The following is a 24,132-nucleotide window of genomic DNA, read 5'->3' as shown; positions in this document are numbered from 1 at the left end:
TTGAACCACCTTCGTCCGACCGGGCCGCCGCACGGCGCCCGGTCGGCGACGTGGTTCAGCGTGCGTACGTTCCGATCACCTGGCAGCCGCCGGCGTCGACACCCTTCGCCCCGCTGATCACCGGCGCCGCGGACGTGTCGACATGCTGCGCGCCGACGACCTCACCGATCCGCCACGACGGCAGGCCGAGGTCGGCCAGCACCGCCAACGCGGTATCGGCGCTGGCCGCGGGCAGAGCCGCCACGAAGCCGACACCCATGTTCAGCGTGGCTTCAAGGTCGAGCTGGGGAACCCGACCCAGTTGACCGATGACTTGGAACACCGGCGGCGGAGTCCAGGACGCCCGCTCGATGACACCGACGACGTCCTGCGGCAGGACCCGCGCGACGTTTGCGGCAAGTCCGCCACCGGTGACGTGGGACAACGCGTGCAGGTTCACCCCATCGGTGCGGATCAGCCTCAGCAGATCGGCGGCGTAGACGCGGGTCGGCGTCAGCAATTCCTCGCCGAGCGTGCGGCCGAACTCCGGCACGTCACGGTCCCAACCCCAGCCGGCATCGGCGACGACCTTGCGGACCAGGGAGTAGCCGTTGGAGTGCAGGCCTGAGGAAGCAATTCCCAGCAGCACATCGCCCTCGGCGACCCGCTGCGGGCCGAGGATCGCATCGCGCTCGACGACCCCGGTCGCAGCTCCGGCCACGTCGTATTCATCAGGGTCGAGCAGCCCGGGGTGTTCGGCGGTCTCGCCGCCGACGAGGGCCACGTTCGCCGCCCGACAGCCACCAGCGATGCCACTGACGATCGCTGCGATCCGCTCCGGAACAACCTTGCCGGTGGCGATGTAGTCGGTCATGAACAGCGGTTCAGCGCCACACACCACGATGTCGTCGACGACCATCCCGACCAGGTCGAACCCGATGGTGTCGTGCACATCCATCTGCTGGGCAATTGCGACCTTGGTGCCGACCCCGTCGGTGGAGGTCGCGAGCACCGGGTGGCTCATCCGCGCGAGCGCCGATGCGTCGAACATGCCGGCGAAACCGCCCAGGCCGCCCATCACCTCGGGGCGCTGAGCCCTTCGTACGGACTCCTTCATCAGCTCGACGGCCTTGTCACCGGCGTGGACGTCGACGCCGGCAGCGGCATAAGTGGTCGGGGTCTGGTCGGTCATGCTGGCCTTCGTCTCGGATGGATCAGGGGTGGTCGAGGGCGCCCGAACCACCCAGGGAGAATCCGGTCGTCACACCCTCTGCGTCGGGGCGGTGCGCGGCCGCGTCGTCCTGCGGCAACACCGGGATCGACCGGTCATGGCCAGTGGCGACGTTGAGCGGCAGCGTCTCGAGCACGTGCTTGCCGATCCGGCCATCCTCGGGCAACTCGATCGGGTATTGGCCGGAGAAGCAAGCGGTGCAGAGTTGTTCCGGCTTCTGCTCCGTGGCGGTGATCATGCCCTCGAGCGAGATGTAGCCCAGCGAATCGGCGCCGATCGAAGCGCGGATCTCCTCCACCTTCAACCCGGTGGCGATCAGTTCGGCGCGCGAAGCGAAGTCGATGCCGTAGAAGCAGGGCCACTGAACCGGCGGGCTGGAGATTCGAACGTGAACCTCCAGGGCGCCGGCTTCGCGCAGCATCCGGATCTGGGCCCGCTGAGTGTTGCCGCGAACGATCGAGTCGTCGATGACCACGATTCGCTTGCCCCGAATGCTGTGTTCGAGGGGGTTCAGTTTGAGCCTGATGCCCAGCTGACGCAGCGTCTGACTGGGCTGGATGAAGGTGCGCCCGACGTAGGCGTTCTTGACAAATCCTTGCCCGAACGGGATACCGCTCTCCGCGGCGTAGCCGGTGGCGGCCGGAACGCCCGACTCCGGAACTCCGATGACCATGTCGGCGTCAACGGGGTGTTCCCGAGCCAATTCGCGGCCCATCTCGACGCGAGCGTCGTGGACGACCCGGTCGTTGATCACCGCGTCAGGGCGGGCGAGGTAGACGTATTCGAAGACGCAGCCCTTGGGCGTGGCCTCCGCAAACCGATGGGAGCGCAGCCCGTTCTCGTCGATCGCGACGATCTCGCCGGGTTCGATCTCGCGTACGACACTGGCCCCGATGGTCTGCAAGGCGGCGGTCTCGGAGGCGACCACCCACCCGCGCTCGAGCCGGCCGAGGGCCAACGGACGTACGCCGTGGGGGTCGCGGGCGGCGTACAGGGTGTGTTCGTCCATGAACACGAAGCAGAAGGCGCCCTTGAGCATCGGCAGAACTTCCAGCGCAGCTTCTTCCAGCGACTTGGATTCGTCCGAGGCGAGGAGGGCAGTCACCAGAGCGGTGTCGCTGGTGTTGCCGCGGGCGATTTCGCCGCGTACGGCGCTGCGGGCCTCGACCATTTCGCGCAACTCGACGGTGTTGATCAGGTTGCCGTTGTGGGCGAGCGCGACGGTTCCACCGGCGTGACCGCCGAGCGTGGGCTGGGCGTTCTCCCAGGTGCTGCCGCCGGTGGTGGAGTAGCGGGTGTGGCCGATCGCGATGTGACCGCGCAGGCTCCCCAGGCTCGACTCGTCGAAAACCTGTGAGACCAGGCCCATGTCTTTGTAAACCAGGATGCTTTCGCCATCGCTCGTCGCGATGCCGGCCGACTCTTGCCCGCGGTGTTGCAGGGCGTAGAGACCGAAGTAGGTGAGTTTGGCGACGTCTTCACCGGGAGCCCACACACCGAAGACACCGCAGGCGTCCTGCGGGGCTTTTTCACCGGGATTGAGGTCGTGGGTCAGTCGTCCATCAGCGCGGGCCACGGATCAATCCTCCCACGTCGGGAGCGGCACGCCGTTCAGTGGCCCGAACGGCGGTCGGCGGCCAGGAAAGCAAACGCTCCCAGCAGCGCGCCGAGGCCACCGAAGATCGCACCGAGGTAGGCGACGGAGGTGCCGGTGGAGTAGTCGCCCTGGGTGTTGGCCGGGAGGTTGCAGACGATCACGGCAGCGATGATGCCGAGAACGGTGCCGGTCACCAAGAACGGCGCCATGCGCGGACGGCGCTTCACGGGACGGCGGGTGGGCTGCTGCACGTTCGGGCCCTCGGAATTGGTGGTTGACACGCTCCTACGGTAAGCGACGCGATCGTTAGGGTTGCGGGCAAGGTCCTGCCCCTGCGATCAAGGAGATCCCATGAAGTGGGTCGTGCTCGTTCTTGTCCTGATCATCTTTGCGTTGCTCGCGATCATCGTGCTGCGGGACCCGCAGCGCGGTGGGTCGGTCGGCATCAACGGCGTCAACGGCAAACGGAAGGTCGGCCGCGGCGAGGAGCCGCAGGAGGTCGAGACTCCGGCCGTTGGCCCCATCTCCCCTGCTCCCGATGTTTCCGCTTCGTCGACTGATTCGTCTGGTTCGTCTGGTTCGTCTGGTTCGCCCGCCTCGCCGCCGGCGGAGACGAAGTCGAGCGCCGGCAAGACGGCCGCCGTCGCCGGGGCAGCTGGTGGCGCTGCGGGTGTTGCGGCCGTTGCCGCATCCGACCGTACGACCGAGAAGCCGGCCGCTAGTGAGCCGGATGCTGCTGCGCCTTCGACTCCCGCTGCCGACGACTGGGATGCCGAACCGGCACCGGTCGCTGAGAAGACTGCAGCCCCTGCCGCCGAGACACCCGCACCCGCAGCACCCGCTGCCGACGACTGGGACACCGAACCGGCACCGGTCGCCGACAAGACTGCAGCGCCTGCCGCCGAGACACCCGCACCCGCGGCACCCGCAGCACCCGCTGCCGACGACTGGGACACCGCACCGGCACCGGTCGCTGAGAAGACTGCAGCCCCTGCAGCCGAGACACCCGCACCCGCGGCACCCGCAGCACCCGCTGCCGACGACTGGGACACCGCACCGGCACCGGTCGCCGACAAGGCTGCAGCCCCTGCAGCACCCGCCACATCGGGTGACGACTGGGACACCGAACCGGCACCGGTCGCCGACAAGGCCGCCGAGACACCCGAGGCCGCACCCGCGGCACCCGCTACCGACGACTGGGACACCGAACCGGCACCGGTCGCCGACAAGGCCGCAGCGCCTGCCGCCGAGACTCCCGCACCCGCGGCACCCGCGAGTTCCGGTGGCGACGACTGGGCCACCCCACCCCCGCCGCTGGACGACAGCCCGGCCACCGCACCTGAGGCAGCGACCGCACCCGTCGAGGCCGAGAAGCCAGCTGAACCCGCAACCAAGCCGACAGAAACCTCGGAGCCCGAGGCCGCTGAACCCGAATCGGCGACCGAACCAGCGGCAGCCCCGCAGCCAGAAACACCGTCTGAACCGGCGGCCGCACCCGCGACAGCACCAGCGGCCGCACCCGCGACAGCACCAGCAGCCGCTGCGACACCCGCTCCGGCAGCTTCCGGCGACGACTGGGCCACCCCGCCCCCGCCGCTGGACGACAGCCCGGCCACCGCACCTGAGGCAGCGACCGCACCCGTCGAGGCCGAGAAGCCGGCTGAGCCCGAGCCCGCGTCAGCAGAAAAGTCAGAGCCCAAGGCCGCCGAACCCGAATCGGCGGGACCCGCCGCACCCGCGACACCGACGGCATCCGCCGCAACACCCGCCCCGGCAAGCTCGGGCGACGACTGGTCGACGCCGCCGCTACCCCTGGGCGACTTCCATGACGCACCCACGACCACGACCGGGGGTCCGACGAAATCCAGCCCCGCGCGTACGCCGGAAGAAGGCGGCACCACCGCACCGGCCGAGCCGCCGCACCGCCAGGTGACCGACGCGAAACCGGCGGCTGAAGAAGCACCCAAGCCCGCCGCCACCGACTCGGCGGTCGCCGACGGCTCGGGCTTCGAAGAGGGCAGCTTCCCCGGCTCGGTGATGCCCAGCGACGACGGCTCGGGACCCGAAGGTTGGGTCAAGGGCAACGCCGACTCGATGCTCTTCCACGGTCCGGCGTCGCCGCACTACGGGCGTACGGAAGCAGAGATCTACTTCAAGGACGAGGAGTCGGCCGCCGCGGCGGGCTTCCGCCACTGGGACGCGTCCAAGCGTTGACCAGCCCGTCCGCAAAAAGTGGCCCTCCCGGGTTTGTTCGGGAGGGCCACTTCTTATGTCGGTTCGAGCCGCTACTCAGCCCGACGCAGCAGCGGCAGATAGGCGCTGAGATCGGCCCGCCCGCCGGACGCACGCAGCAGTCCGTCAGCCTCGACGACCGTCCAGGTGAGGTCACCGACCACCAGCCCCAGCCAGGTGACGGCGTCCATCTCAACCACGTTCGCCGGGGTGCCGCGGCGGTGGGTCGGCCCCTCAACGACCTGCACGGCGCCGTACGGCGGAACGCGCACCTCGACCGATCGGCCCGGCGCCTGCAGCGCCAGTTCTTCCAGCGTGTAGCGAACTGCGGTCGCGACGACGGGTCGCGGCTGCTGGGGGTCGACCGCCCAAGCAAGCACGGCCGCGCGGCCGGCGGTCGGGTCAATGCGTCGCGCGGGCATGGTGTCCTTCCGATCGGGTGGTCCTCCTAGGCTCTCACCATGACCGACCACCTCGAATTCCGCAGCGACGAGCGCGGCGGCGTGGTGGTCATGCGCGACGGCCACCCGCAGTCGTACGTCGACCCGGACGACCCAGGTCTGCTGGTCTTCGAATATGTCCAACATTTCGCGACGGTGCTGGATCTCTTGCCCGAGGGACGCCTCGCCGTCACCCACATCGGTGGCGCCGGCCTCACCCTCCCCCGCTATGTACAGCACACGCGACCCGGTTCGCCGCAGATCGTGCTGGAACCCGACGCACCCCTGACCGACGCCGTCCGCCGAGAGTTGCCGCTGCCGCGTGGCCACCGGATCCGGGTGCGACCGGTCGCCGGCCAAGACGGTTTGGCCGATCTCACGGACGGCGCTGCCGACGCCATCGCCATCGACGCCTTCGATGCCGGGATGGTGCCGGTGCCGCTGGTGACGACCGCCGCCTTCGCGGCCTACCGCCGTATCCTGGCGGGGCACGGGGTCCTGCTCGCCAACATCGCCGACCGCCCCGACCGAAAGTTCTTGGCGAGCGTGATCGCTACTGCCACAACGCATTTCGAGCACGTCTTGGTGATCACCACCACCGAGGTCATGAAGCGGAAGCGGTTCGGAAACTACGTGGTGGTCGCCTCGGCAGCACCCCTCCCGATCGACCTCCTGCGCCGAGCGATCGCGCGGGCGGCGTTCCCCACCTCGCTGGTCGACGCGGCTCAGACCGCCTCGTGGGGGCGTCAAGGAAGGGTCATCGACACCGCCGACGCGATCGCGCCACCCCCGCCGGATCCGGGCAATTTCCGGCTTCGCTGATCGAATCTCGAACCTGGGAAAATCCGGGGAAACCTGGGAATGTGCTGGCAGTTCTGTTGGAAATCCCCATGGACCTCACCGGAATCCTAGTTTTTGAGGATCCGGGTGTCGCCGCGTGCGAACCTTCCCGGACTCCTCTCACCCTCCAGGGAGTTCCTTTCCTGAAACGTCGTTCCACTCTGGCCGCGATCGCGGCCCTTTCGACGGTGGCCGTTATGCCGGCCATGCCCGCTCACGCCACCGGCAACGGCAAGTCGGTGTTGAACAACTCGGGCAAGCTCACCAGCTCTGCCCTCCAGGTCGATGGATCGGCCGCAGGCGCGACGCCGATGACGGTCACGCTCCAGCTTCCGCTGCGCAACGCCGCCGTCGCTCAGGCGATGCTCGCCCGTGGCGAGAGCGTGTCGCCGGCTGAGTACGCCGCGAAGTTCGCGCCCAGCGCCGCGTCGGTGTCAAAGGTCGCCGCTTGGGCCAAATCCCAGGGCTTCTCGGTCAAGTTCTCCAGCGTTTCCGGTGCGCAGGTCGTTGTCTCCGGCAACGTCGCGAAGGTGAACAAGACGTTCGGTGTCACGATGCACCACGCTGCCCTGCACGGCGTGAAGGGACTCGCTGTCGACAAGTCGCCGAGCGTCCCGGCCGACCTCGGCATCACCGGTATTGCCGGCTTGAACACCGTTCACCACGTCACGGCCAATAACGCGGCTCAGGAGAACAGCACCCGCTCCACGCTGACTCCCGCAAAGGGCGGCACCTCCTCCGACGGCTCGACCGCCTGCGCCAACTACTGGGGCGACCCTACGGCGCCGCGTCCTGTTACGACGCCGACCTCACCTCCGAGATGCAGAAGATGATCGACGCCCACCAGGTGACGACCATCTCGATGTCCTTCGGCATGCCCTACGACGACGGCATGACCGCGTCCGACATGGCTGCTTGGGACCGCCCGATGCAGCAGGCAGCGCTGACGGGTATCTCAACCTTCGCCTCCAGCGGTGACTCGGGCAACAACTCCACCGCCAACGACCTCGGCGCCGGTGGCGCTCCGGACGGCCTGCCGCACATCGGTTACCCCGCCTCCAGCGCCTACACGACCGCGGTTGGCGGAACCTCGGTAGGCATGCTGCAGGACGGCTCCAACCCGGTCAACGCCGGCTGGGAGGACAAGTTCTTCAACCAAGCCGACCCGACCAAGGCGTCGTTCACGGAGATCACCAACCACTCCATCTACGGCGCGGGCGGCGGCGTCAGCGCCGTCTCGGCCCAGCCGTCGTGGCAGAAGGGTGTCGTGACCACGTCGTCGACGATGCGCGCGGTGCCTGACGTCGCGGCTCTCGCCGACCCGTACACCGGCTACACGATCCGCTTCCGCAGCTACAACCTCGACCAGAACGGCAACCCGACGGCTTCGGCGGTTTCCTTCGCGACGTACGGCGGAACCTCGCTGGCTTCGCCGATCACCGCCGCGATCATCGGGCTGGCAAAGTCCTACAACAACTCGACCATCGGGTTGGCCGCGCCGAAGCTCTACTCGATGCGGCACTCGGCCGCGATCACCGACATCAACCAGGCTGACCGGGCCGGCGTCTACTTCAAGTCGTCGGTCTGGGGCCCGGAGGTCGTCGCCTTCGACGCAAAGCCGGAGAACCTCGTCTCGGCCAGGGGCTGGGACAACGTCACCGGCGTCGGCTCACCGAACGGGATGAAGTTCATCCGCACGTTCAAGTAAGTCGCAAACCGCCAACAAGGGCCGGCACTTCACGGAGTGCCGGCCCTTGTTGCTGCCCAAGGAGCGTCAGACGAAGGTGCGACCGGTCAGCCGCTCGTAGGCCTCGACATATTTCGCCCGTGTCTGTTCAACAACCTCGGCCGGCAGTGCGGGCGGCGGCTGCTCGGAGCTGCGATCCCAGCCGGAGGCCGGGGAGGTCAGCCAGTCGCGGACGTATTGCTTGTCGAACGACGGCTGCGGATGACCGGGGGCGTAAAGATCCGCCGGCCAGAACCGCGAGGAATCGGGAGTGAGCACCTCGTCGGCCAACACCAAAGTGCCGTCGGCTCGGCGACCAAACTCGACCTTGGTGTCTGCCAGCAAGATCCCGCGCTCGGCAGCAATCTCGTTGCCGCGCTTCAGGATTGCGATGGTGAGGTCGCGAACCTGAGCGGCCAACGGCTCGCCGATCTGAGCGGCCACCTCGGCATAGGAGATCGGCTCATCGTGTTCGCCCACCGGAGCTTTGGTCGAGGGCGTGAAGATCGGCTCGGGCAATTGCGAGGCGTCGACGAGGCCCTCCGGCAAGCGTACGCCGGAAACGACCCCGGTGGCGTTGTAGTCGGCCAGGCCGCCACCGGTGAGATAGGCGCGAGCCACACACTCGACCGGCACCATCTCCAGCTTCTCGACCAGCACCGCCCGACCCTCAACCTCCGGCGGCACATCAGTGGAGATCACGTGATGGGGCAACAAGTCCTGCAACTGCTCGAACCACCACAGCGACAGCTGGGTCAGCACCTTCCCCTTGTCCGGGATCGGGGTGTCAAGCACGAAGTCGAACGCAGAAATCCGGTCAGAGGCCACCAACAGCAGTTGACCCTCGCCCTCCCGAGGGGTGTAGAGGTCGCGGACCTTCCCGGAGTAAACATGGGTGTAGCCAGGCAACTCGAGTGTCATACGGAACATTGTCGCGTAATGGCCCATCCGAGCGCCGGCCGAGGCAGTATCGAAGGACCAACGTTCGCAAAACGAAGGAGAACCCCATGGGAATCGGCGACAAGATCAGCAACAAGGCCGAAGAGTTGAAGGGCAAGGCCCAGGAGTCGCTCGGCGACGCCCGTGGCGACCAGAGCCAGCAGGCCGAGGGCGAGGCCAACCAGGCTGAGGCCAAGGGCAAGCAGGCCGGCGAACACGTCAAGGACGCTGCGAGCGACCTCAAAGACGGCTTGACCGGCAACTGACCGGCCAACTACAGCGAGGGTCGTCACCGACGCCGGTGGCGACCCTCGTCGCTGTCCTGCGGTCTTCGCCATCGGTGAAAATGGTCGCTATAGCGACCAAAATCCCTTACTACGGGTGAAGTTGGCCGCGTTCGGCTTTCAGGGCGATGTCGCTGCGGAAGTGGCTGCCGCGCAGGGAGATCCGCTCGATCGCGTCGTACGCCGTTGCTCTGGCCCCAGCAAGGTCTTCGCCGAGGGCTGTCACGGCCAGGACGCGCCCACCGGACGAGACCAACTGGCCATCAACCTCGGCGGTTCCCGCCTGGAGAACGAACGCGCCGCCGTCGGTCGGCAGGCCGGTGATCGGATCACCGGTGGTGGGCGCGGCGGGGTAGCCCTCGCTGGCCAGCACCACGGTGACCGCGCTCTGCGAGCGCCAGCGCAACGGTTCGAGTCGGTCGAGTTCACCGCGCGCGGCTGAGCGCAGAACCCCGGCCAGCGGCGTTGCCAATCGGGCCAACACGACCTGGGTCTCCGGGTCGCCGAAGCGGGCGTTGAATTCAATCACCCGCAGGCCACGCGAGGTGAGCGCGAGTCCGACGTAGAGGACGCCAGCGAACGGGGTGCCGCGGCGAGCCATCTCCTCGATCGTTGGCTGCGCGACGGTTCGTACGACGTCGTCGACCAGGCCGTCCGGCGCCCAGTCCAGCGGTGAGTAGGCGCCCATCCCACCCGTGTTCGGGCCGGCATCGTCATCACCCACGCGCTTGAAGTCCTGCGCCGGCGACAGTGGGACCACCGACTGTCCGTCGGTCAGGCAGAAGAGGGAGACCTCGGGCCCGTCGAGGAACTCCTCGATCACGACCGATCCGCCGGCGGCGAAACAGGCCAGTGCGTGAGCGACCGCTTCCTCGAGATCGTCGGTGACCACGACGCCCTTGCCGGCTGCGAGACCGTCGTCTTTGACGACGTACGGAGCGCCACTCGCATCGAGCGCGTCTCGGGTTTCGTCCTCGTTCGTGCAGACCCAACTCATCGCGGTGGGAACCCCAGCCGCGGCCATCACCTGCTTGGCGAACGCTTTGCTGCCCTCTAGTCGGGCGGCCTCGGCGGAGGGGCCGAAGGTATCGAATCCGTTGTCCCGCAGGGCATCTGCCACTCCCGCCACGAGTGGAGCTTCGGGGCCGATCACCACCAGATCGACGTTCTCCGCGCGGGCAAGAGCAACCACCGCCGACCCAGAGGTCGCGTCGACCGGCACACAGCGGGCCTGAGTCTTCATACCGGGGTTCCCTGGAGCCGCGATCAGCGCTTCCACGTCGGGATCCGCAGCAAGCGAGCGTACGAGGGCATGTTCCCGACCGCCGGAACCGATCACCAGAATCTTCACGGTGCGAGCCTAGGGGTGGGGAGGAGTTGAAGGCAGCGGGCTCTCCCGAAAGTCAGGGGGGAGGTCTCTCGGGAGAACCCGCTTCGAGCACCGGGGTCGACCGGATGGGGGATCCAGCGACGCTCCAGGCAGCTCGAACAACCCGAAGGTTGTTGGCTCAACTATTACCCACCCGAGTCCGCAGTGTCCAACTCAGCCACGACGGGTTCTTGCCAATGACGGACATCCGCCATTTTCGGCAATACTGGTCCCCACCGGCCGATCAGGGAGGCGCCACCGATGCCAAAAAAGAGCTCGTCCGCCAGCGAATCACCGGCCCATACGGACTCCGTCGACCCCGAGTCGCTGAACATTCACGATCTCGAGGTCAACGACAACAACACGGCGATCTACCTCGCGCTGCTTGAGTCGCCGACTGTCACCACCAAAGAACTTCTGCACCACGGGTTCTCCAAGGACTTCATCGAGCGCGCGATGGACCTGATGTTGGAGCGGGGCATCGCCCGACGAATCGGCCACAGCACCTGGCAAGCCCAGCCTCCGGACTTGGCGTTGCCCGCTTTCGCCACCCGGCTGGAGGAATACGCGCGGACGATTCGGCGCTCGGCGCCGGCGCTCTCGCGGGTCTACGCCAGCAATTCGGTCGGTGCGCCTGGTGAGACCAACGACTTCCAACGCCTGACCAGTGTCGACGCCATCGCCTACGCGACCCGCGAACTGATCGGCAGCGCGGGAGCGAAGGTTGTTGCGTTCTGCGCCGACACCCCGTACACCCGTTGGCTGGTGGGCCTGCCCGACCCGTATCACCACCTGGAAATGCGCAACTACGCCGGCGATCAGATGGATGCCCGCGCCACGCTCGACGTCGAACTGCTCACCATCCCGGGGCTGACCGAGGTGCTGGATGCTCGCTCACAGGCCGGCGAGGGCCACCGCATCAGTTCGGGCCTGCCGTTCACCGCGTTCGCCAACGACCGCGGCCATGCGGTGCTCGACTTCTCCGAAAGTCCGGACGCCGACGAGATCGTCGGCCTTTCGGTCACCGAGCCCCATGTCGCTCGCGCCACGATGACGCTGATCGAGACGGTCTGGCGCTCGGGGAATTCCTGGGAACGGGTGCCCGGCGCCCACAACCGCGACGACCGCGATCGACAGATCTTGCAGATGCTGGCCGGGGGCGCCACCGACTCGACGATCGCCCGCAGCATGAACGTCTCGCAACGCACCATCGAGCGCCGGGTGCGGAACCTGATGGAGACCCTCGGCAGCAGCACCCGCTTCCAGGCCGGCGTCGTGGCGGCGAAGCGTGGGCTGATCTGAACCACCATCCGGATCCGCGTAGACTCTTGCGCTTGTTCGGGTTCTCGCGACTGCTGGGGGTTCAATGAGTGCGACCGAGTCGTCTGCGGCTGACGTCACGTCAGCGACGGTGGAGCAGGAGATCGCCCACGAGCAGGCTCACGTCGATCGTGTTTACCGCGAACTGCACAAGGCAGGTGACCGCGCCGCCTTGGTCGAGGCCGAAGGTCTCGCGCGGGGTCGCTCATCTCGTACGGGCGAAGTCCGCGAGGAAGAGATCACCGGCCTGTTCGAGCGAGATGCGTTGGTATTCAACGCTGGTCGACGCCGCCGCTCGCTCGAGACGCAATACGAAGGACTCGTCTTCGGTCGACTCGACCTCGACCACCCGCGGCCCGACCCGAACGGCGAAACCCGTGAGGTGCGCTATGTCGGCCGCCTCGGGGTGCGCGACGACAACTACGACCCGCTGGTCATCGACTGGCGCGCTCCGGCCGCCGCGCCGTTCTACCAAGCCACGCCGTCCGACCCGAAGAACGTGATCCGGCGGCGGGTGCTGCGCTGCCGCGACGTGCAGGTGATCGGTGTCGAGGACGACCTGATGGTGCCGGAGGCGCCGGACGACCTAGTGGTGGTTGGCGACGGCGCACTCATGGCCGCACTCACCCGCAGCCGTGGTGGCCAGATGCGCGACATCGTCGCCACCATCCAGCAACACCAAGACCAGGCGATCCGCGCCGAGGCCCGCGGAGTCACCGAGATCACCGGCGGCCCCGGAACCGGCAAGACCGTCGTCGCGCTGCACCGCGCCGCCTACCTGCTCTACTCGCAGCGTCGCAAATACGAAGCTGGCGGCATCTTGGTGGTCGGCCCTTCGGCCGCGTACACCGCATACATCGAGCGGGTTCTGCCCTCTCTTGGCGAAGACACCGTGACGTTGCGCTCGCTCGGCGACGTGATCGAGGGCATGACGGCCACTCGACTCGACCCACCGGCCGCCGCTGCGGTGAAGGGTTCGCTCGGCATCCGCCGGGTGCTGGCCCGCGCCGCGGGCGACGTCTCGCCGGAGGCTCCTGACCGGTTCCGCGCGATGGTGGCCGGCAACCCGGTGAACATCGACGCCCATCAGCTGCGCTCGATCCGCCGACAGGTGTTGGGTCGCACCCAACACAACACCGGCTATGACGCTGCCCGGCTGGCTCTGGCCGAGGCATCTTGGTCGCAGGTCCGCTCGCAGGTGAAGAACCTGGAGAAGTCGGAGTTTGTCGATCAGTTCGCCGATCACCTCGAGGTCGAGGCGTTCCTGAACAGCTGGTGGGCACCGATCGACCCGCGCGAGGTCTTGCTCTGGTTCACCGACGCCAACAGGCTCCGTCGCTACACCGACGGGCTGTTGTCGCCCGAGGATGCGCGAGCGTTCGGCGAGTCCTTCTCGACCGCGCTGGCCACCGGAACCTGGAGCGTCGCGGACGCCGCCCTGGTCGATGATCTTTCAGCTCGTCTCGGTCTCATCGCGGAGAAGCCGAAGGAAGAGCGCGGTTTCTACGAGATCGAGCTGATGGACGACACAGCCGACTTCGGCGTTCAGGAAGTGCGCACCGCCGGAACCCCGCTGGGCGCCGATCAGGTGTCCTACCGCCGCAATCCGACCGACGCGCGCGAGCGGTTGTTGCTCGGCCGCATCGGCCGGTGGGCCGAATACGCCCACGTCTTGGTTGACGAGGCTCAAGACCTCTCCCCCATGCAGTGGCGGATGGTCGGTCGACGTGGGCGCTATGCCTCGTGGACCGTGGTCGGCGACGCCGCGCAGGCCTCGTGGCCCGACCTCGCAGAGTCTGCGGAGGCGCGCGAGGAAGCGTTCGGGTCCAAGGAACGCCGCACCTTCCACATGACGACGAACTACCGCAACGCTCGCGAGATCTTCGACTACGCCGAGAAGGTCGTACGCCGCTACGTTCCCGACGCAGACATCCCGCAGGCCGTGCGTGAGACCGGGATCTTCCCGACGGAGCTGTCCGTCGCACCCACCGACATGGTGGAATCCGTTCTCCGCCAGGCAGATTCGTTGACCACTGAGGTTGACGGCCTGGTCGCCGTCATCACGCCCGCGCGCTGGTTCGACGCCCTCACGGCGGCTCTCGAGGGTGCGTCAAAGCGCATCTTGGTCATCGACCCGATGTCGACCAAGGGCCTCGAATACGACGCGACGGTGGTCGTTGACCCCGACGAGATCACCGCCGAGTCCCCGGGTGGGGCGCGGGTGCTCTACGTGGCGCTAACTCGAGCAGCCCATCGCATGAGCGTCGTCGAACCCACCGCCTGAACCGTCCGCAGTCCAGACACCCATTCCGTCAGGCGGACAGCTGTGAACACAATGGATGCATGAGCGAACAGCCGCAGGACGCAGCCGTCGATCTGGCCGGGTCGACCGAGAACGCCACGACCGGCGACCCTCATCTGGTTGCCTTTCGCCAGTCGATCGACAACATCGATGCGGCGCTGATCCACCTGCTCGCCGAGCGATTCAAGATCACCCAGGCGGTCGGTCGTTACAAGGCGGAGCATGACCTTCCGCCGGCCGACCCCTCCCGCGAGGAACGCCAGATCAGCCGGCTGCGGGCGTTAGCGACGGCCTCACAACTTGACCCCGAGTTCAGCGAGAAGTTCTTGCGGTTCGTGATCGACGAGGTGATCCACCACCACGAGCGGATCCGAGACGACGTCGCCGGCGACTAGCTGACTCAGCTGCCCAGCAGCGCGCGCACCCGCTCGGCACCAATCGCCAGCAACAAGGTAGGCAGCCGCGGGCCGGTGTCTTTGTCGACCAACAGGTTGTAGAGCAGCGTGAAGAACTCGCGCTGCGCCCCACCCAGCGCCGCGGCGACCTCCGGTTCGGCCTTGCGATCGGGTCGGTAGTCAGGGCTCTTGCCCTGCTCGACCTTCGGCACCGCATAGACCTGGTGGGTCAGCCCCTCCAGCGTCCAGTTCGCTTCGATCGCGCCCAGCTCGCCCTTGCCGTCGAGCAAGGTGGCAATCGAGGAGCGTTCCTGGTCCGACAGCGACGCGAGCCGGTCAGCGGCCGGCGCGTCGCGTACGACCGTCTTCTCCTGCTCCGGCATCTGGGTGGCCACCCAGTGCTCGACACAGTCCAGCCGCGGCCGCAGCTGCTCGGTGGAAGTGATCGGATCGGTCTCCAGACCGCCGACAATCCGCAGCAGCTGCTCCTGGTCGCCGGCCGTGATGTCGACGATCGAGGCGAGGGTGCGGTAGGCCACCGGGCGCGGCGTCGTGGGCAGTTCATGACCCGCAACCGACGATGCCCGGGTGTGGGCGGCCATGTCTCCGGCCTGTCCCTTTCCATCAGCAACCTTGCGGGACAACGAATCCCATTCGTCGTACATCCGCTGGATCTCGGAGTCGAAGGCAACGTTGAAGGCCTGGTTCGGCTTGCGACGCGCGTAGAGCCAACGCAGCAAGGCGGGCTCCATGATCTTCAGCGCGTCGGCCGGAACCGGAACCCCACCCTTCGACGAGCTCATCTTCGCCATGCCCTTGATGCCGACGAAGGCATACATCGGACCGATCGGGCGCTCCCACCCGAAGATCGGGGCGAGCTCCTTGCCGACGGCATAGGACGAACCGGGTGACTGGTGATCGACCCCGGACGGCTCGAAGACGACGTGTTCGTAGCCCCACCGCATCGGCCAGTCGACCTTCCACACCAACTTGCCGTGGTGGAAGGTGGCCAGGTCGACGGTTTCCTGGTGACCGCAGTGACCGCAGAGGTAAGTCAGCTCGTGGGTCGCGTCGTCGTAGGCCGTCACCGTGGTGAAGTCGGTGTTGCACGAGGTGCAATAGGGCTTGTACGGGTAGTAGCCGCCCGCCGACGAACCGTCGTCTTCGTCGGCCGCGCCGGAACCCTCCTGCGCCTCAGCGGCGGCGGCCTGCTCCTGCTCGTCCAGCTTCTGTTGGCCCTTGGGCTGCTGCGCGGCGCGTTCAAGAGTGCGGTATTGGTCGAGCACCTTGTCGATCTCGGTGCGCTGCGACATCGCGAACAGAACCCGTTCGACGTAGTCGCCGGCGGTGTATTTCGCGGTCTGGCTGATCCCGCGATAGTCGACGCCGAGCTCGGTCAGCGCGTTCTCGAGTTGGCTGCGGAAGTGTTCGGCCCAGTTCGCATGGGGCGAACCCGCTGGCGCAGGCACCGCGGTCAGCGGCTTGCCAATGTGTTCGGCCCATGACTCATCAACGCCCTCGATGCCGTTCGGCACCTTGCGGAAGCGGTCGAAGTCGTCCCAGCTGATGATGTGTTCGGCATCGATGCCGCGGCGACGCACCTCGTCGGCAACCAAATGGGGCGTCATGACCTCACGCAGGTTGCCCAGGTGGATCGGCCCGGACGGCGAGATACCCGAGGCGCAAATCACCGCGATGCCGCGGCTCTTCGCGTCGGCAATCACGTCGTCGGCCAGTCGGGACACCCAGTCGTCAAGCTGCTGCTCAGTCACGGGAGCACAGTTTACGGGCAGCGCGGGGCTCCGCTCGTCGGCCTTCTGACTGTCAGCTGATCCCGACAGCCCAGCTCAAGAAGAACAACCCGACCAGCAGGGTCGGCACTGCGAAGACGGCCAGGCAACTGGCCTGCGCGCGCCGCCCTTCGGTGGGCGATTCGCCGCGCCGGGACCATGCGCCGTAGAACGCGGTGAGCGAGCCCGCGATCAGCAGGACCGTGATCACCCAGAGGGTGATCACGAACCAGGTGGGCGCCGCGTTGCCGGATGCCGCGCGGGCCAGCATCAGTCGGCGAGCAGGTCGTGGCGCACGATGACCTCATCGCGCCCCGGACCCACTCCGATGACCGAGATGCGGGCGCCGATGCGGGTCTCGACGAACTCGACGTAGTCGCGGCAGTTCTGCGGAAGCTCTTCCCAACTGCGGCAGTGGGAGATGTCCTCGAACCAACCGGGCAAGTTTTCGTAGACCGGTTGGGCGTGGTGGAAGTCGCTCTGACTCATCGGCATCTCGTCAAAGCGGGTGCCGTCGACGTCATACGCGACACAGACCGGGACGGTCTCCAGGCCGGTCAAGACGTCGAGTTTGGTGAGCACGAAGTCGGTGACCCCGTTGACCCGGGTCGCATAGCGACCGATCACCGTGTCGACCCAGCCACAACGGCGCGGTCGGCCGGTGGTGGTGCCGAACTCAGCGCCCTGTTTGCGGAGGAACTCGCCCTTGTCGTCGAGCAGTTCCGTCGGGAACGGGCCCTCACCGACACGGGTCGTGTAGGCCTTGAAGACAGCGATGACCCGGTCTACTCGGGTGGGCGGGATACCCGCGCCGGTGCAGGCTCCGGCGGAAATCGCGTTCGAGGACGTGACATAGGGGTAGGTGCCATGGTCGACGTCGAGCAGCGTGGCCTGCCCGGCTTCACAGAGCACCACGTCGCCTCGGTCGAGTGCCTTGCTCAGCTCCAGCGAGGAGTCGACGACCATCGGGCGCAACCGCTCGACGTATTGCAGCAGGTCAGCCAGAACCTCCTCGACCTCGACCGCGCGGCGGTTGTATTTCTTGACCAGCAGCTCGTTCTTGACGTCGAGCGCGGCGGTGACCTTCTGGCGCAGAATCGAGGGGTCGAACAGGTCTTGCACCCGAATGCCGATGCGGTTCATCTTGTCGGCGTAGGTCGGGCCGATGCCGCGGCCGGTGGTGCCGATCCGTCGGTCGCCCAGGAATCGTTCGGTGACCTTGTCGAGGACCTTGTTGTAGGACGCGATGACGTGGGCGTTGCCGCTGATCTGCAGCCGGCTGCAGTCGATGCCGCGCGCGGTCAGACCCTCGAGCTCTTGGAAGAGCACGCCGAGGTCGATCACCACGCCGTTGGCGATGACAGGGGTGACACCTTCGGTCAGGATGCCGCTCGGCAGCAGGTGCAGCGCGTATTTCTCGCGGCTGCCGTCGGGCTGCTCAATGACCACGGTGTGGCCGGCGTTGTTGCCACCGTTGAACTTCACGACGTAGTCGATGCGACTGCCCAAAAGGTCGGTCGCTTTGCCCTTGCCCTCGTCGCCCCACTGGGCACCGATAAGCACGATTGCTGGCATGGCTGATGGATCCTCAGTTCGCGGAAGCCGACCGATCGGTCGACGCGCTCACGATACCGGCAGCCACCGTCAGCCTGTGGCGACCATCACTGTCAGTGGGATCCGGGACGCCCCGGGAAAGACCTCGCGGCCAGCCGAGTCGCGAATCTCCCACTCCGCCCTGCAGATTCCGGTGCCCACTGCCGTGTGGAATTGAACGCTCATCATGAACGTGTGGCCGGGCGCGATCGACGGCAGAGCGAAGTCGGCGGCATCGATGGTGCAGGGGCCGCTGGCGCTGACCCTGTGCATCCGCCAACCGGCCCACGCGACAGTTCCAGAGTTCTCGAGCGAGAAGCCCTTCTGAACAGCGGAGTCAGGGCGCACGATCGAACACTCGCCGAGCCGTCCGTCGCGAAAAGTCATCCCACCCCTGCGTATGACGCTAGAGGTCCACTGGTGCTCGATCCGCTCCCCCGGTCCGGGGCACGAGATCGCGTCATTCACATTCACTGCCTTGGACGGAGCGGTGGCTGCCGACGGAACGGCCGTTGCTGCGGCAGTCGACGGCGCTGCTCCGGGCATCACCGCCGTACGCCGCGCCGCGTCTGCGCCCCAGCGCGCGACCACGAAGACTGCGCCGAGCACTAGAACCACGGCCAGTGGCGCCGCCATCCACCAGAGACCGCGCCCACGGGCGATGTTGAGGGCGCCATCACGTTTCCTCTCGGACGGCAAAGGTTCGAGGAGTGTGTTGTGGGGCTCCGCGGGCCCCAGTTCTCGCGCGAGCGCGGGAACTGGGGTGGGCTCGGGGGCGGGCTCGGCGACCGGTGCGAACGCCGACTCGGCCACCGTACGGTTCACCAGCCGGTCCGCGCGCAACCACTCCTGCCGCCATTGCCGCGGGTCCGTGGAGCAGGCGAGCAGGAACTGTTCGGTGGTTTCCCACGTGGGCAACCGCTTGCCGCGAGTGGCTTCGTGCAGCGTCGCATGGGAGATGCAGCCCGACGTCGCGGCCATCTGACGAAAACTCGGACACCCCGCTGCCTGACGCAGGTCTGACAGCGTGCGCGCGAACTGTTCGACGTGGACCTGTCGATCCAGGGCTGTGGGAGGCATCTGGGGGACTCACTCTCGTGCCATCGGGGTATGTCAACGGGCGTTCTGACGTCAGAAACCCGTCTTCCGCTCCCCCTGACACGGGTCTGACAGCGGGTTGAGCGCCTCGGAGCACCGTTCGATCGTTCCGGCCGACCGGGGCGCCACACCACTCGCCAGGAGGACCCAATGAGCACCATCCAGCGCAAAAGCGTCGCTTACACCGCCATCGGCGCCACGATCGCCGGCGTCGCCGCCTTCGGTGGACACGCGGCAATGAGCCAGGCCGCAACCACCCACCCGGGCACCGTTCACACGAAGTCCGCCAACCTCACCGTCCGCTCCGGTCCCTCCTCGTCGGCCGCTGCGGTCGGCTCGTTGCGAAAGGGCAGCAAGGTCGCGATCAGCTGCCAGATCCAGGGGACCCGGGTCAACGGGACCTACGGTTCCTCGACCTGGTGGGACAAGATCGGCACCGGCCGTTACGTGAGCGACGCCTACGTCCTCACCGGCTCCGACGGCCGGGTCGCCCCGCTCTGCAAGAGCCCGGGCGGTGGCGGAGGAACCCAGACCTCCGGCTCGGCGAAGGCCGTTATTGCCGCGGCGAAGTCGCAGATGGGCAAGGGCTACCTCTACTCCTGGGGCGGCGGCGGAAAGTCGGGCCCGTCTTACGGGTCCACCTCGCCCTCGGGCTACAACGATGCCAAGCGCTACGGCTACGACTGCTCCGGGCTGACCGAATTTGCGTTCTGGCAGGGCGCCCACAAGAGCATCGGTGGTTACAGCGGCGCTCAGGTCGGGTCGGGCAAGCACTACCCGTTCAGCCAGCGCAAGGCCGGCGACCTTGTCTTCTGGGGTGGCGGTCTCGGCTCGACCACCCACGTCGCGATCTACCTCGGCAACAACAAGATCATCGAGGCCGCTCCGCCGCGCGACAAGAACAGCATCCGGATCACGTCGGTCTACTCGCCCGGCAGCCCGCTGCAGACCGTCGTCCGCCCGACCGCCTAACGGCATCCCACCTGTAGGAGACACCGTCATGAACACGAAGTCCCGCAACATCGGTCTCGCCGCGCTCACCGTTTCGGTCCTCGCCGGCACCGGCGTCGCCGTCGGCGCGAGCCAGTCGAACGCCGCACCCGGCACCGTCCACACCGCCAGCAGCTCGCTCACCGTTCGGTCCGGACCCTCGACCGGATCGGCCAAGGTCGGCACCCTGCGCAAGGGCGCGAAGGTCAACATCACCTGCCAGACCAAGGGCTCCCGAGTCAACGGGACCTACGGCTCGTCGGTCTGGTGGGACAAGATCGGCGCCGGCCGCTACGTCTCGGATGCCTACGTCTACACCGGCTCCGACAACCGCGTCGCTCCGTTGTGTGGGACCAAGACCCCGCCGGCACCAGCTCAGGGTAACCGCGCGTGGGGCGATGTCACCGACCACAACACAGGTGCCGCCGGCCAGTGCACCTACGGCGCCTACGCGAAGTTCAAGGCCTACTCCGGGGTCTACCCGCTGATCGGGGGCAACGCCAAGGACATGGCGGCCAACGCCCGGGCCCACCACTGGACGGTGACATACGCCCCGCAGGCCAACTCGATGGTCGTCTTCCAGCCCGGTGTCCACGGCGCCAACCGCACGTACGGCCACGTCGCCTGGGTCAAAGCGGTCCACGGCAACACGATCGACATCGTCGAGATGAACTGGCCGAACAAGTGGACCTACACCACGCGCACCGTCACCGACGTCTCCGGAATGCAATACATCCTGGCCCCGAAGAAGCGGTAAGCCGCGCCCTCTTGTGTGAACCGTCGTGCGACCCCGGACCAGTTGGTGCGGGGTCGCGCGGCGTTCACGGAAGTTGATCGCCGATCTTGAGGGCCAACTGGAAACGAGTCTCGACGCCGTACGCCGTCATCAACTCCGCGACCCGGCGCCGGACCGTACGCAGTGAGACGCCGAGCGCCCGCGCGATCGCCTCGTCTTTGAGGCCCTGTTGCATCAGGGACAGGAGGTCGCGCCCTTGGTCCAGCCCCGCTGGCGCGGCGGCCGCACTCTCCCACATCCGGTCGAACAGTTCGACGAACGCGGCGACCACCATCGGGTCGCGCAGCACCACCCAGTCGCCCTCGAACCGGCCCCACCGGGTTGTCGCGAGGGCGGCATCGTCTCCGAAGCAGACGAACTCCGACGGGACATGCGACACGATCCGCTGCTCCTCGCCGAGGGCCGCCCACTCACGCATCCAATCTCCGCCTGCATCGTAAACCGAGGCAAGGTAGAGCCCGCGCAGTGATCGGCCGGCCTCCACCTGGGAGACGGTCGTGGCATGGTCACGCGGATCGGCCGCCGCTGAGACTGCCCGCGTACGCCGAATCGGACCGACGCTCGCGGCCGCGAGTTGCTCGTGGACCGAGGCCAACACCGCCAGGTCGACCCGTTCGCGCAGCGGCGGTGTTTGCGCCGACAACTCCTGGCCGACACGGTGATCGGTGACGAACTGGTCGATGGCGTCGCGCAGCCGCGCGAGGTCCTGGCGCCGCGTGGCCAGGCGCGCTTCTTCGGCGCTGACCACGCGTTCGAGTGACGCGCGCGGGTGGTCGGCGGTCAGTCCACCGTCATCGGCGACCCGCACCAGCCGGTGGGTGCGCAGTTGGGCGAGCGCCTCGCTCGCCTCGTCGTCGCCGAGAGCAAGCTCCCCGATGTGCGTCGCGAGGGTCTGGCCTTGAGCGCGCAGAATCTGCCGATACAGCGCCTCACCCGCGCTGCCGACGCCGAGCACGCTCAGTCGACCCTCCACCCGCGCCAACCTAGTGGCCGGTGATACACATGGAGCGCCCCGACCCCGCAGCCCCCAGGAGCCACCATGCGCGCCGTCCAGTTCCGGTCAACGAACGGCCCCAGCGACGCGATCGTCGCCGACGTCGCAGCCCCCGTCCGCAAGCCGCACGAAGTGCTGATCGACGTGGCCTACGCGGGGGTTTCCTTCCCCGACGTTCTGCAGAGCAAGGGCGAGTATCAGATCCAGCCGCCGACACCGTACATTCCCGGTGCCGAGGTCTCGGGAGTCGTGGTCGAGGCACCCGAGGGATCGGGTCTCACTGTGGGTCAACGGGTTTCGGCGTTCCCGGGCTTCGGCGGATTTGCCGAACAGGTGAGTGTGCCCGTCCCACTGGTGCTTCCGCTGCCCGATGGCGTGGGGCTCGATCAGGGCGCGGCCGTTCCGTTGAACTACTTGACCACCGTCTTTGCGCTGCTGGAGCGCGGCGGCCTTCAGGCCGGGGAAAGCGTGCTGGTCCAGGGCGCCGCCGGGGGCATCGGAACCGCCGCAATCCAGATCGCTCGGGCAGTCGGTGCCCGCACCATCGCGGTCGTCTCGACGCCCGAGAAGGGCGAGGTCGCGCGCGCTGCGGGCGCTGACGATGTCGTGCTCGCCGATGGTTTCAAGGATGCGGTCAAGGAGCTGACCGGCGGTCGCGGCGTCGACGTCGTCGTCGACCCGGTGGGTGGCGACCGGTTCACCGACTCGCTGCGCGGCCTGGCGCCGCTCGGGCGGCTGTTGGTGATCGGATTCACCGAGGGGTCGATCCCGCAGGTCAAGGTGAATCGCCTGCTGCTCAACAACGTTGATGTCCGCGGGGTCGGCTGGGGTGCATTCTGGATGGCCGATCGGGTCGAGGTCGTTCGCCAGCAGTGGGACTCGCTGCTCGAACTCTTCCCGAACGGTTTGTCCGCTCCGATCGGCGCGCGCTTCGGCCTGGAGGGCATCGTCGACGCGCTAACGACGATCGAGCAGCGCCAGGCGATGGGCAAGGTGCTGCTGGAGGTGGCCGGCGGATGACCTGGCTGCCGGCCGGGTCGGTGCCCGACGACGCGGACCCTGCCGACGTCGTCCGACAGCGGTGTCGGGACTTCTCGGTGAGCCACCCCGAGGTGCCGATGTACGCGCGAATCGCCGACGCGGCCTCGGCCGACGACGACGCCATCGAACTGTTGCGCTGCGCCGCCCCTGGTCAGGCCCGCCCCGTCCTGCTGCTGGCGGCCTTGCACGATCTGGTGATGCGACGGCCCGAAACACCCGCCGCCCGCTGGTTCCCCGATGGTCCGGAACAGGTTGTGCCGCAAGGTGATCCATGGCCGGATGTTCGGCTGACCCTCTCGTCTCACGCCGACGAGCTGCGATCGGTGATCGCGACCCGGGCAACTCAGACCAACGAGGTGAACCGCGCCGGTTACGTCATCGCCATGGTGGCGGCGGCGTGTGCTGACCTTCCCAATACACCTGTAACCCTGCTGGAACTCGGCGCCTCGGCCGGTCTGCTGCTCAACCTGGACCGTTACCGAGTCAGCGTCGGGAAAGACACGATCGGCCCCGCCGATTCGCCAGTCCACGCCACCACCGCCGTACGCGGGGCGCAACCTTCGCTGGCCCTGCCACCTCTCGCGTCCCGCGCCGGGATCGACCTGTTCCCGATCGGCCCTGACGACACCGACGATCTGCGCTGGTTGCGCGCCTGCCTCTGGCCGGAAATGCCCGACCGCTTGGGCCGATTCGACGCCGCCGTCCGCGTTCTGCGCGACCACCCGCCGGTCCTGATCGGCGGCGACATGGTCGAGGTGTTGCCCGCAGCAATCGACCAGGTGCGCGCCGCCGACAGTCACCTGGTCGCCTACTCCTCCTGGGCGATCACCTACCTCGCGCGACACCGCCGGCCAGCCCTGTTGGGAGCCCTCAGTGCTGCCGCCACCGACGGGCCGGTCAGCCTGGTCACCGCCGAGCCGCCCGGATGCGTTCCCGGCCTGCCAACTCCCGCGACGGAGGTCCCCGACCGCCTCACCGGCACCGACGTCGGCATGCAACGCTGGCGCGGCGGGCAGTCCGCGCAAGCGCAGCTGATCGGTCGGGTGCACCCACACGGGGCGTGGCTGCAGTGGCAGTGAATTTCGCTGTCGCACACCGAAGCTGAGCGCAACCTGTGAGTTCGGTAAAGCAGGCGTCAGCTTTTGCCCGATCTACTGGCGCGACGGCCCGGACGGT

Annotated in this window: 23 protein-coding genes; 12 read left to right on the top strand and 11 right to left on the bottom strand. The window is 67.5% G+C overall.

Annotated elements, in window-relative coordinates; all coding sequences use genetic code 11:
* Nucleotides 1-55 precede the first annotated feature (55 nt).
* The 3 genes from purM to ACYU98_RS05405 are packed head-to-tail and all read right to left on the bottom strand — an operon-like array spanning nt 56 to nt 3,088.
* Complete coding sequence (gene purM / locus ACYU98_RS05415) at nt 56-1,171, bottom strand: phosphoribosylformylglycinamidine cyclo-ligase (RefSeq protein WP_460467171.1); 1,116 nt, start codon at nt 1,169-1,171, stop codon at nt 56-58.
* A gap of 22 nt (nt 1,172-1,193) precedes the next feature.
* Nucleotides 1,194-2,786 carry an amidophosphoribosyltransferase gene (gene purF / locus ACYU98_RS05410; protein ID WP_460467170.1) on the bottom strand — a complete coding sequence of 531 codons (1,593 nt, stop codon included), beginning with the start codon at nt 2,784-2,786 and terminating at the stop codon, nt 1,194-1,196.
* 35 nt (nt 2,787-2,821) lie between these two features.
* Nucleotides 2,822-3,088, bottom strand: a complete 267-nt coding sequence (locus tag ACYU98_RS05405; RefSeq protein ID WP_460467169.1) for a hypothetical protein — start codon at nt 3,086-3,088, stop codon at nt 2,822-2,824.
* A 70-nt stretch (nt 3,089-3,158) separates the two neighbouring features.
* Here ACYU98_RS05405 and ACYU98_RS05400 point away from each other — a divergent pair, with 70 nt between their 5' ends.
* Nucleotides 3,159-5,021 carry a sunset domain-containing protein gene (locus ACYU98_RS05400; RefSeq protein WP_460467168.1) on the top strand — a complete coding sequence of 621 codons (1,863 nt, stop codon included), beginning with the start codon at nt 3,159-3,161 and terminating at the stop codon, nt 5,019-5,021.
* A gap of 71 nt (nt 5,022-5,092) precedes the next feature.
* Here the strand turns inward: ACYU98_RS05400 and ACYU98_RS05395 are convergent, their stop codons facing one another.
* The gene (locus tag ACYU98_RS05395) at nt 5,093-5,461 is read right to left on the bottom strand and encodes a sterol carrier family protein (protein ID WP_460467167.1); all 369 of its coding nucleotides are present in this window, start codon (nt 5,459-5,461) and stop codon (nt 5,093-5,095) included.
* A gap of 39 nt (nt 5,462-5,500) precedes the next feature.
* On the opposite strand from ACYU98_RS05395, the gene ACYU98_RS05390 reads away from it, so the two are divergent.
* The 3 genes from ACYU98_RS05390 (at nt 5,501) to ACYU98_RS05380 (ending at nt 8,027) form a co-directional block, all read left to right on the top strand.
* Nucleotides 5,501-6,301 carry a spermidine synthase gene (locus ACYU98_RS05390; RefSeq protein WP_460467166.1) on the top strand — a complete coding sequence of 267 codons (801 nt, stop codon included), beginning with the start codon at nt 5,501-5,503 and terminating at the stop codon, nt 6,299-6,301.
* A gap of 215 nt (nt 6,302-6,516) precedes the next feature.
* On the top strand, nt 6,517-7,152 hold the full coding sequence (locus ACYU98_RS05385; protein WP_460467165.1) for a protease pro-enzyme activation domain-containing protein: 636 nt from the start codon (nt 6,517-6,519) through the stop codon (nt 7,150-7,152).
* Nucleotides 7,149-8,027 carry a S8 family serine peptidase gene (locus ACYU98_RS05380; protein ID WP_460467164.1) on the top strand — a complete coding sequence of 293 codons (879 nt, stop codon included), beginning with the start codon at nt 7,149-7,151 and terminating at the stop codon, nt 8,025-8,027. The genes ACYU98_RS05385 and ACYU98_RS05380 overlap by 4 nt, the downstream gene beginning before the upstream one ends.
* Before the next feature lie 66 nt (nt 8,028-8,093).
* Here the strand turns inward: ACYU98_RS05380 and ACYU98_RS05375 are convergent, their stop codons facing one another.
* A complete protein-coding gene (locus tag ACYU98_RS05375; protein ID WP_460467163.1) occupies nt 8,094-8,966 on the bottom strand; it encodes a phosphoribosylaminoimidazolesuccinocarboxamide synthase in 873 nt (290 codons plus the stop codon).
* Between the two features lie 86 nt (nt 8,967-9,052).
* Here ACYU98_RS05375 and ACYU98_RS05370 point away from each other — a divergent pair, with 86 nt between their 5' ends.
* Entirely contained in the window at nt 9,053-9,250 is a 198-nt protein-coding gene (locus tag ACYU98_RS05370; RefSeq protein ID WP_460467162.1) for a CsbD family protein, read from the top strand.
* A gap of 109 nt (nt 9,251-9,359) precedes the next feature.
* On the opposite strand, the gene purD is transcribed toward ACYU98_RS05370, so the two are convergent.
* Nucleotides 9,360-10,619, bottom strand: coding sequence for a phosphoribosylamine--glycine ligase (gene purD / locus ACYU98_RS05365; RefSeq protein WP_460467161.1), 1,260 nt, complete (start codon nt 10,617-10,619; stop codon nt 9,360-9,362).
* A gap of 279 nt (nt 10,620-10,898) precedes the next feature.
* Here purD and ACYU98_RS05360 point away from each other — a divergent pair, with 279 nt between their 5' ends.
* The 3 genes from ACYU98_RS05360 (at nt 10,899) to ACYU98_RS05350 (ending at nt 14,654) form a co-directional block, all read left to right on the top strand.
* Nucleotides 10,899-11,939: a helix-turn-helix transcriptional regulator gene (locus ACYU98_RS05360; RefSeq protein WP_460467160.1), complete on the top strand. Its 1,041-nt coding sequence runs from the start codon at nt 10,899-10,901 to the stop codon at nt 11,937-11,939.
* 64 nt (nt 11,940-12,003) lie between these two features.
* A complete protein-coding gene (locus ACYU98_RS05355; protein ID WP_460467159.1) occupies nt 12,004-14,241 on the top strand; it encodes a HelD family protein in 2,238 nt (745 codons plus the stop codon).
* Between the two features lie 59 nt (nt 14,242-14,300).
* Entirely contained in the window at nt 14,301-14,654 is a 354-nt protein-coding gene (locus tag ACYU98_RS05350; RefSeq protein WP_460467158.1) for a chorismate mutase, read from the top strand.
* 5 nt (nt 14,655-14,659) lie between these two features.
* On the opposite strand, the gene lysS is transcribed toward ACYU98_RS05350, so the two are convergent.
* From lysS to ACYU98_RS05330, 4 genes are all read right to left on the bottom strand, one after another.
* Complete coding sequence (lysS, locus tag ACYU98_RS05345) at nt 14,660-16,426, bottom strand: lysine--tRNA ligase (RefSeq protein WP_460467157.1); 1,767 nt, start codon at nt 16,424-16,426, stop codon at nt 14,660-14,662.
* Nucleotides 16,427-16,478: 52 nt separating this feature from the next.
* A complete protein-coding gene (locus ACYU98_RS05340) occupies nt 16,479-16,715 on the bottom strand; it encodes a hypothetical protein (protein WP_460467156.1) in 237 nt (78 codons plus the stop codon).
* Nucleotides 16,715-18,019, bottom strand: coding sequence for an adenylosuccinate synthase (locus tag ACYU98_RS05335; RefSeq protein ID WP_460467155.1), 1,305 nt, complete (start codon nt 18,017-18,019; stop codon nt 16,715-16,717). The genes ACYU98_RS05340 and ACYU98_RS05335 overlap by 1 nt, the downstream gene beginning before the upstream one ends.
* Before the next feature lie 69 nt (nt 18,020-18,088).
* The gene (locus ACYU98_RS05330; RefSeq protein WP_460467154.1) at nt 18,089-19,117 is read right to left on the bottom strand and encodes a hypothetical protein; all 1,029 of its coding nucleotides are present in this window, start codon (nt 19,115-19,117) and stop codon (nt 18,089-18,091) included.
* Nucleotides 19,118-19,285: 168 nt separating this feature from the next.
* Here ACYU98_RS05330 and ACYU98_RS05325 point away from each other — a divergent pair, with 168 nt between their 5' ends.
* Entirely contained in the window at nt 19,286-20,107 is an 822-nt protein-coding gene (locus ACYU98_RS05325; protein ID WP_460467153.1) for a C40 family peptidase, read from the top strand.
* A 28-nt stretch (nt 20,108-20,135) separates the two neighbouring features.
* Nucleotides 20,136-20,882 carry a CHAP domain-containing protein gene (locus ACYU98_RS05320; protein ID WP_460467152.1) on the top strand — a complete coding sequence of 249 codons (747 nt, stop codon included), beginning with the start codon at nt 20,136-20,138 and terminating at the stop codon, nt 20,880-20,882.
* A 64-nt stretch (nt 20,883-20,946) separates the two neighbouring features.
* Here ACYU98_RS05320 and ACYU98_RS05315 read toward each other — a convergent pair whose 3' ends face one another.
* A complete protein-coding gene (locus ACYU98_RS05315) occupies nt 20,947-21,894 on the bottom strand; it encodes a helix-turn-helix transcriptional regulator (protein ID WP_460467151.1) in 948 nt (315 codons plus the stop codon).
* Nucleotides 21,895-21,960: 66 nt separating this feature from the next.
* Between ACYU98_RS05315 and ACYU98_RS05310 the strand changes: the two genes are divergently transcribed.
* Nucleotides 21,961-22,935, top strand: coding sequence for an NADPH:quinone oxidoreductase family protein (locus ACYU98_RS05310; protein WP_460467150.1), 975 nt, complete (start codon nt 21,961-21,963; stop codon nt 22,933-22,935).
* On the top strand, nt 22,932-24,035 hold the full coding sequence (locus ACYU98_RS05305) for a DUF2332 domain-containing protein (RefSeq protein ID WP_460467149.1): 1,104 nt from the start codon (nt 22,932-22,934) through the stop codon (nt 24,033-24,035). The genes ACYU98_RS05310 and ACYU98_RS05305 overlap by 4 nt, the downstream gene beginning before the upstream one ends.
* Nucleotides 24,036-24,132 lie beyond the last annotated feature (97 nt).

This window comes from Calidifontibacter terrae, assembly GCF_054778835.1.
This window is presented reverse-complemented; position numbering and strand designations above follow the sequence as displayed.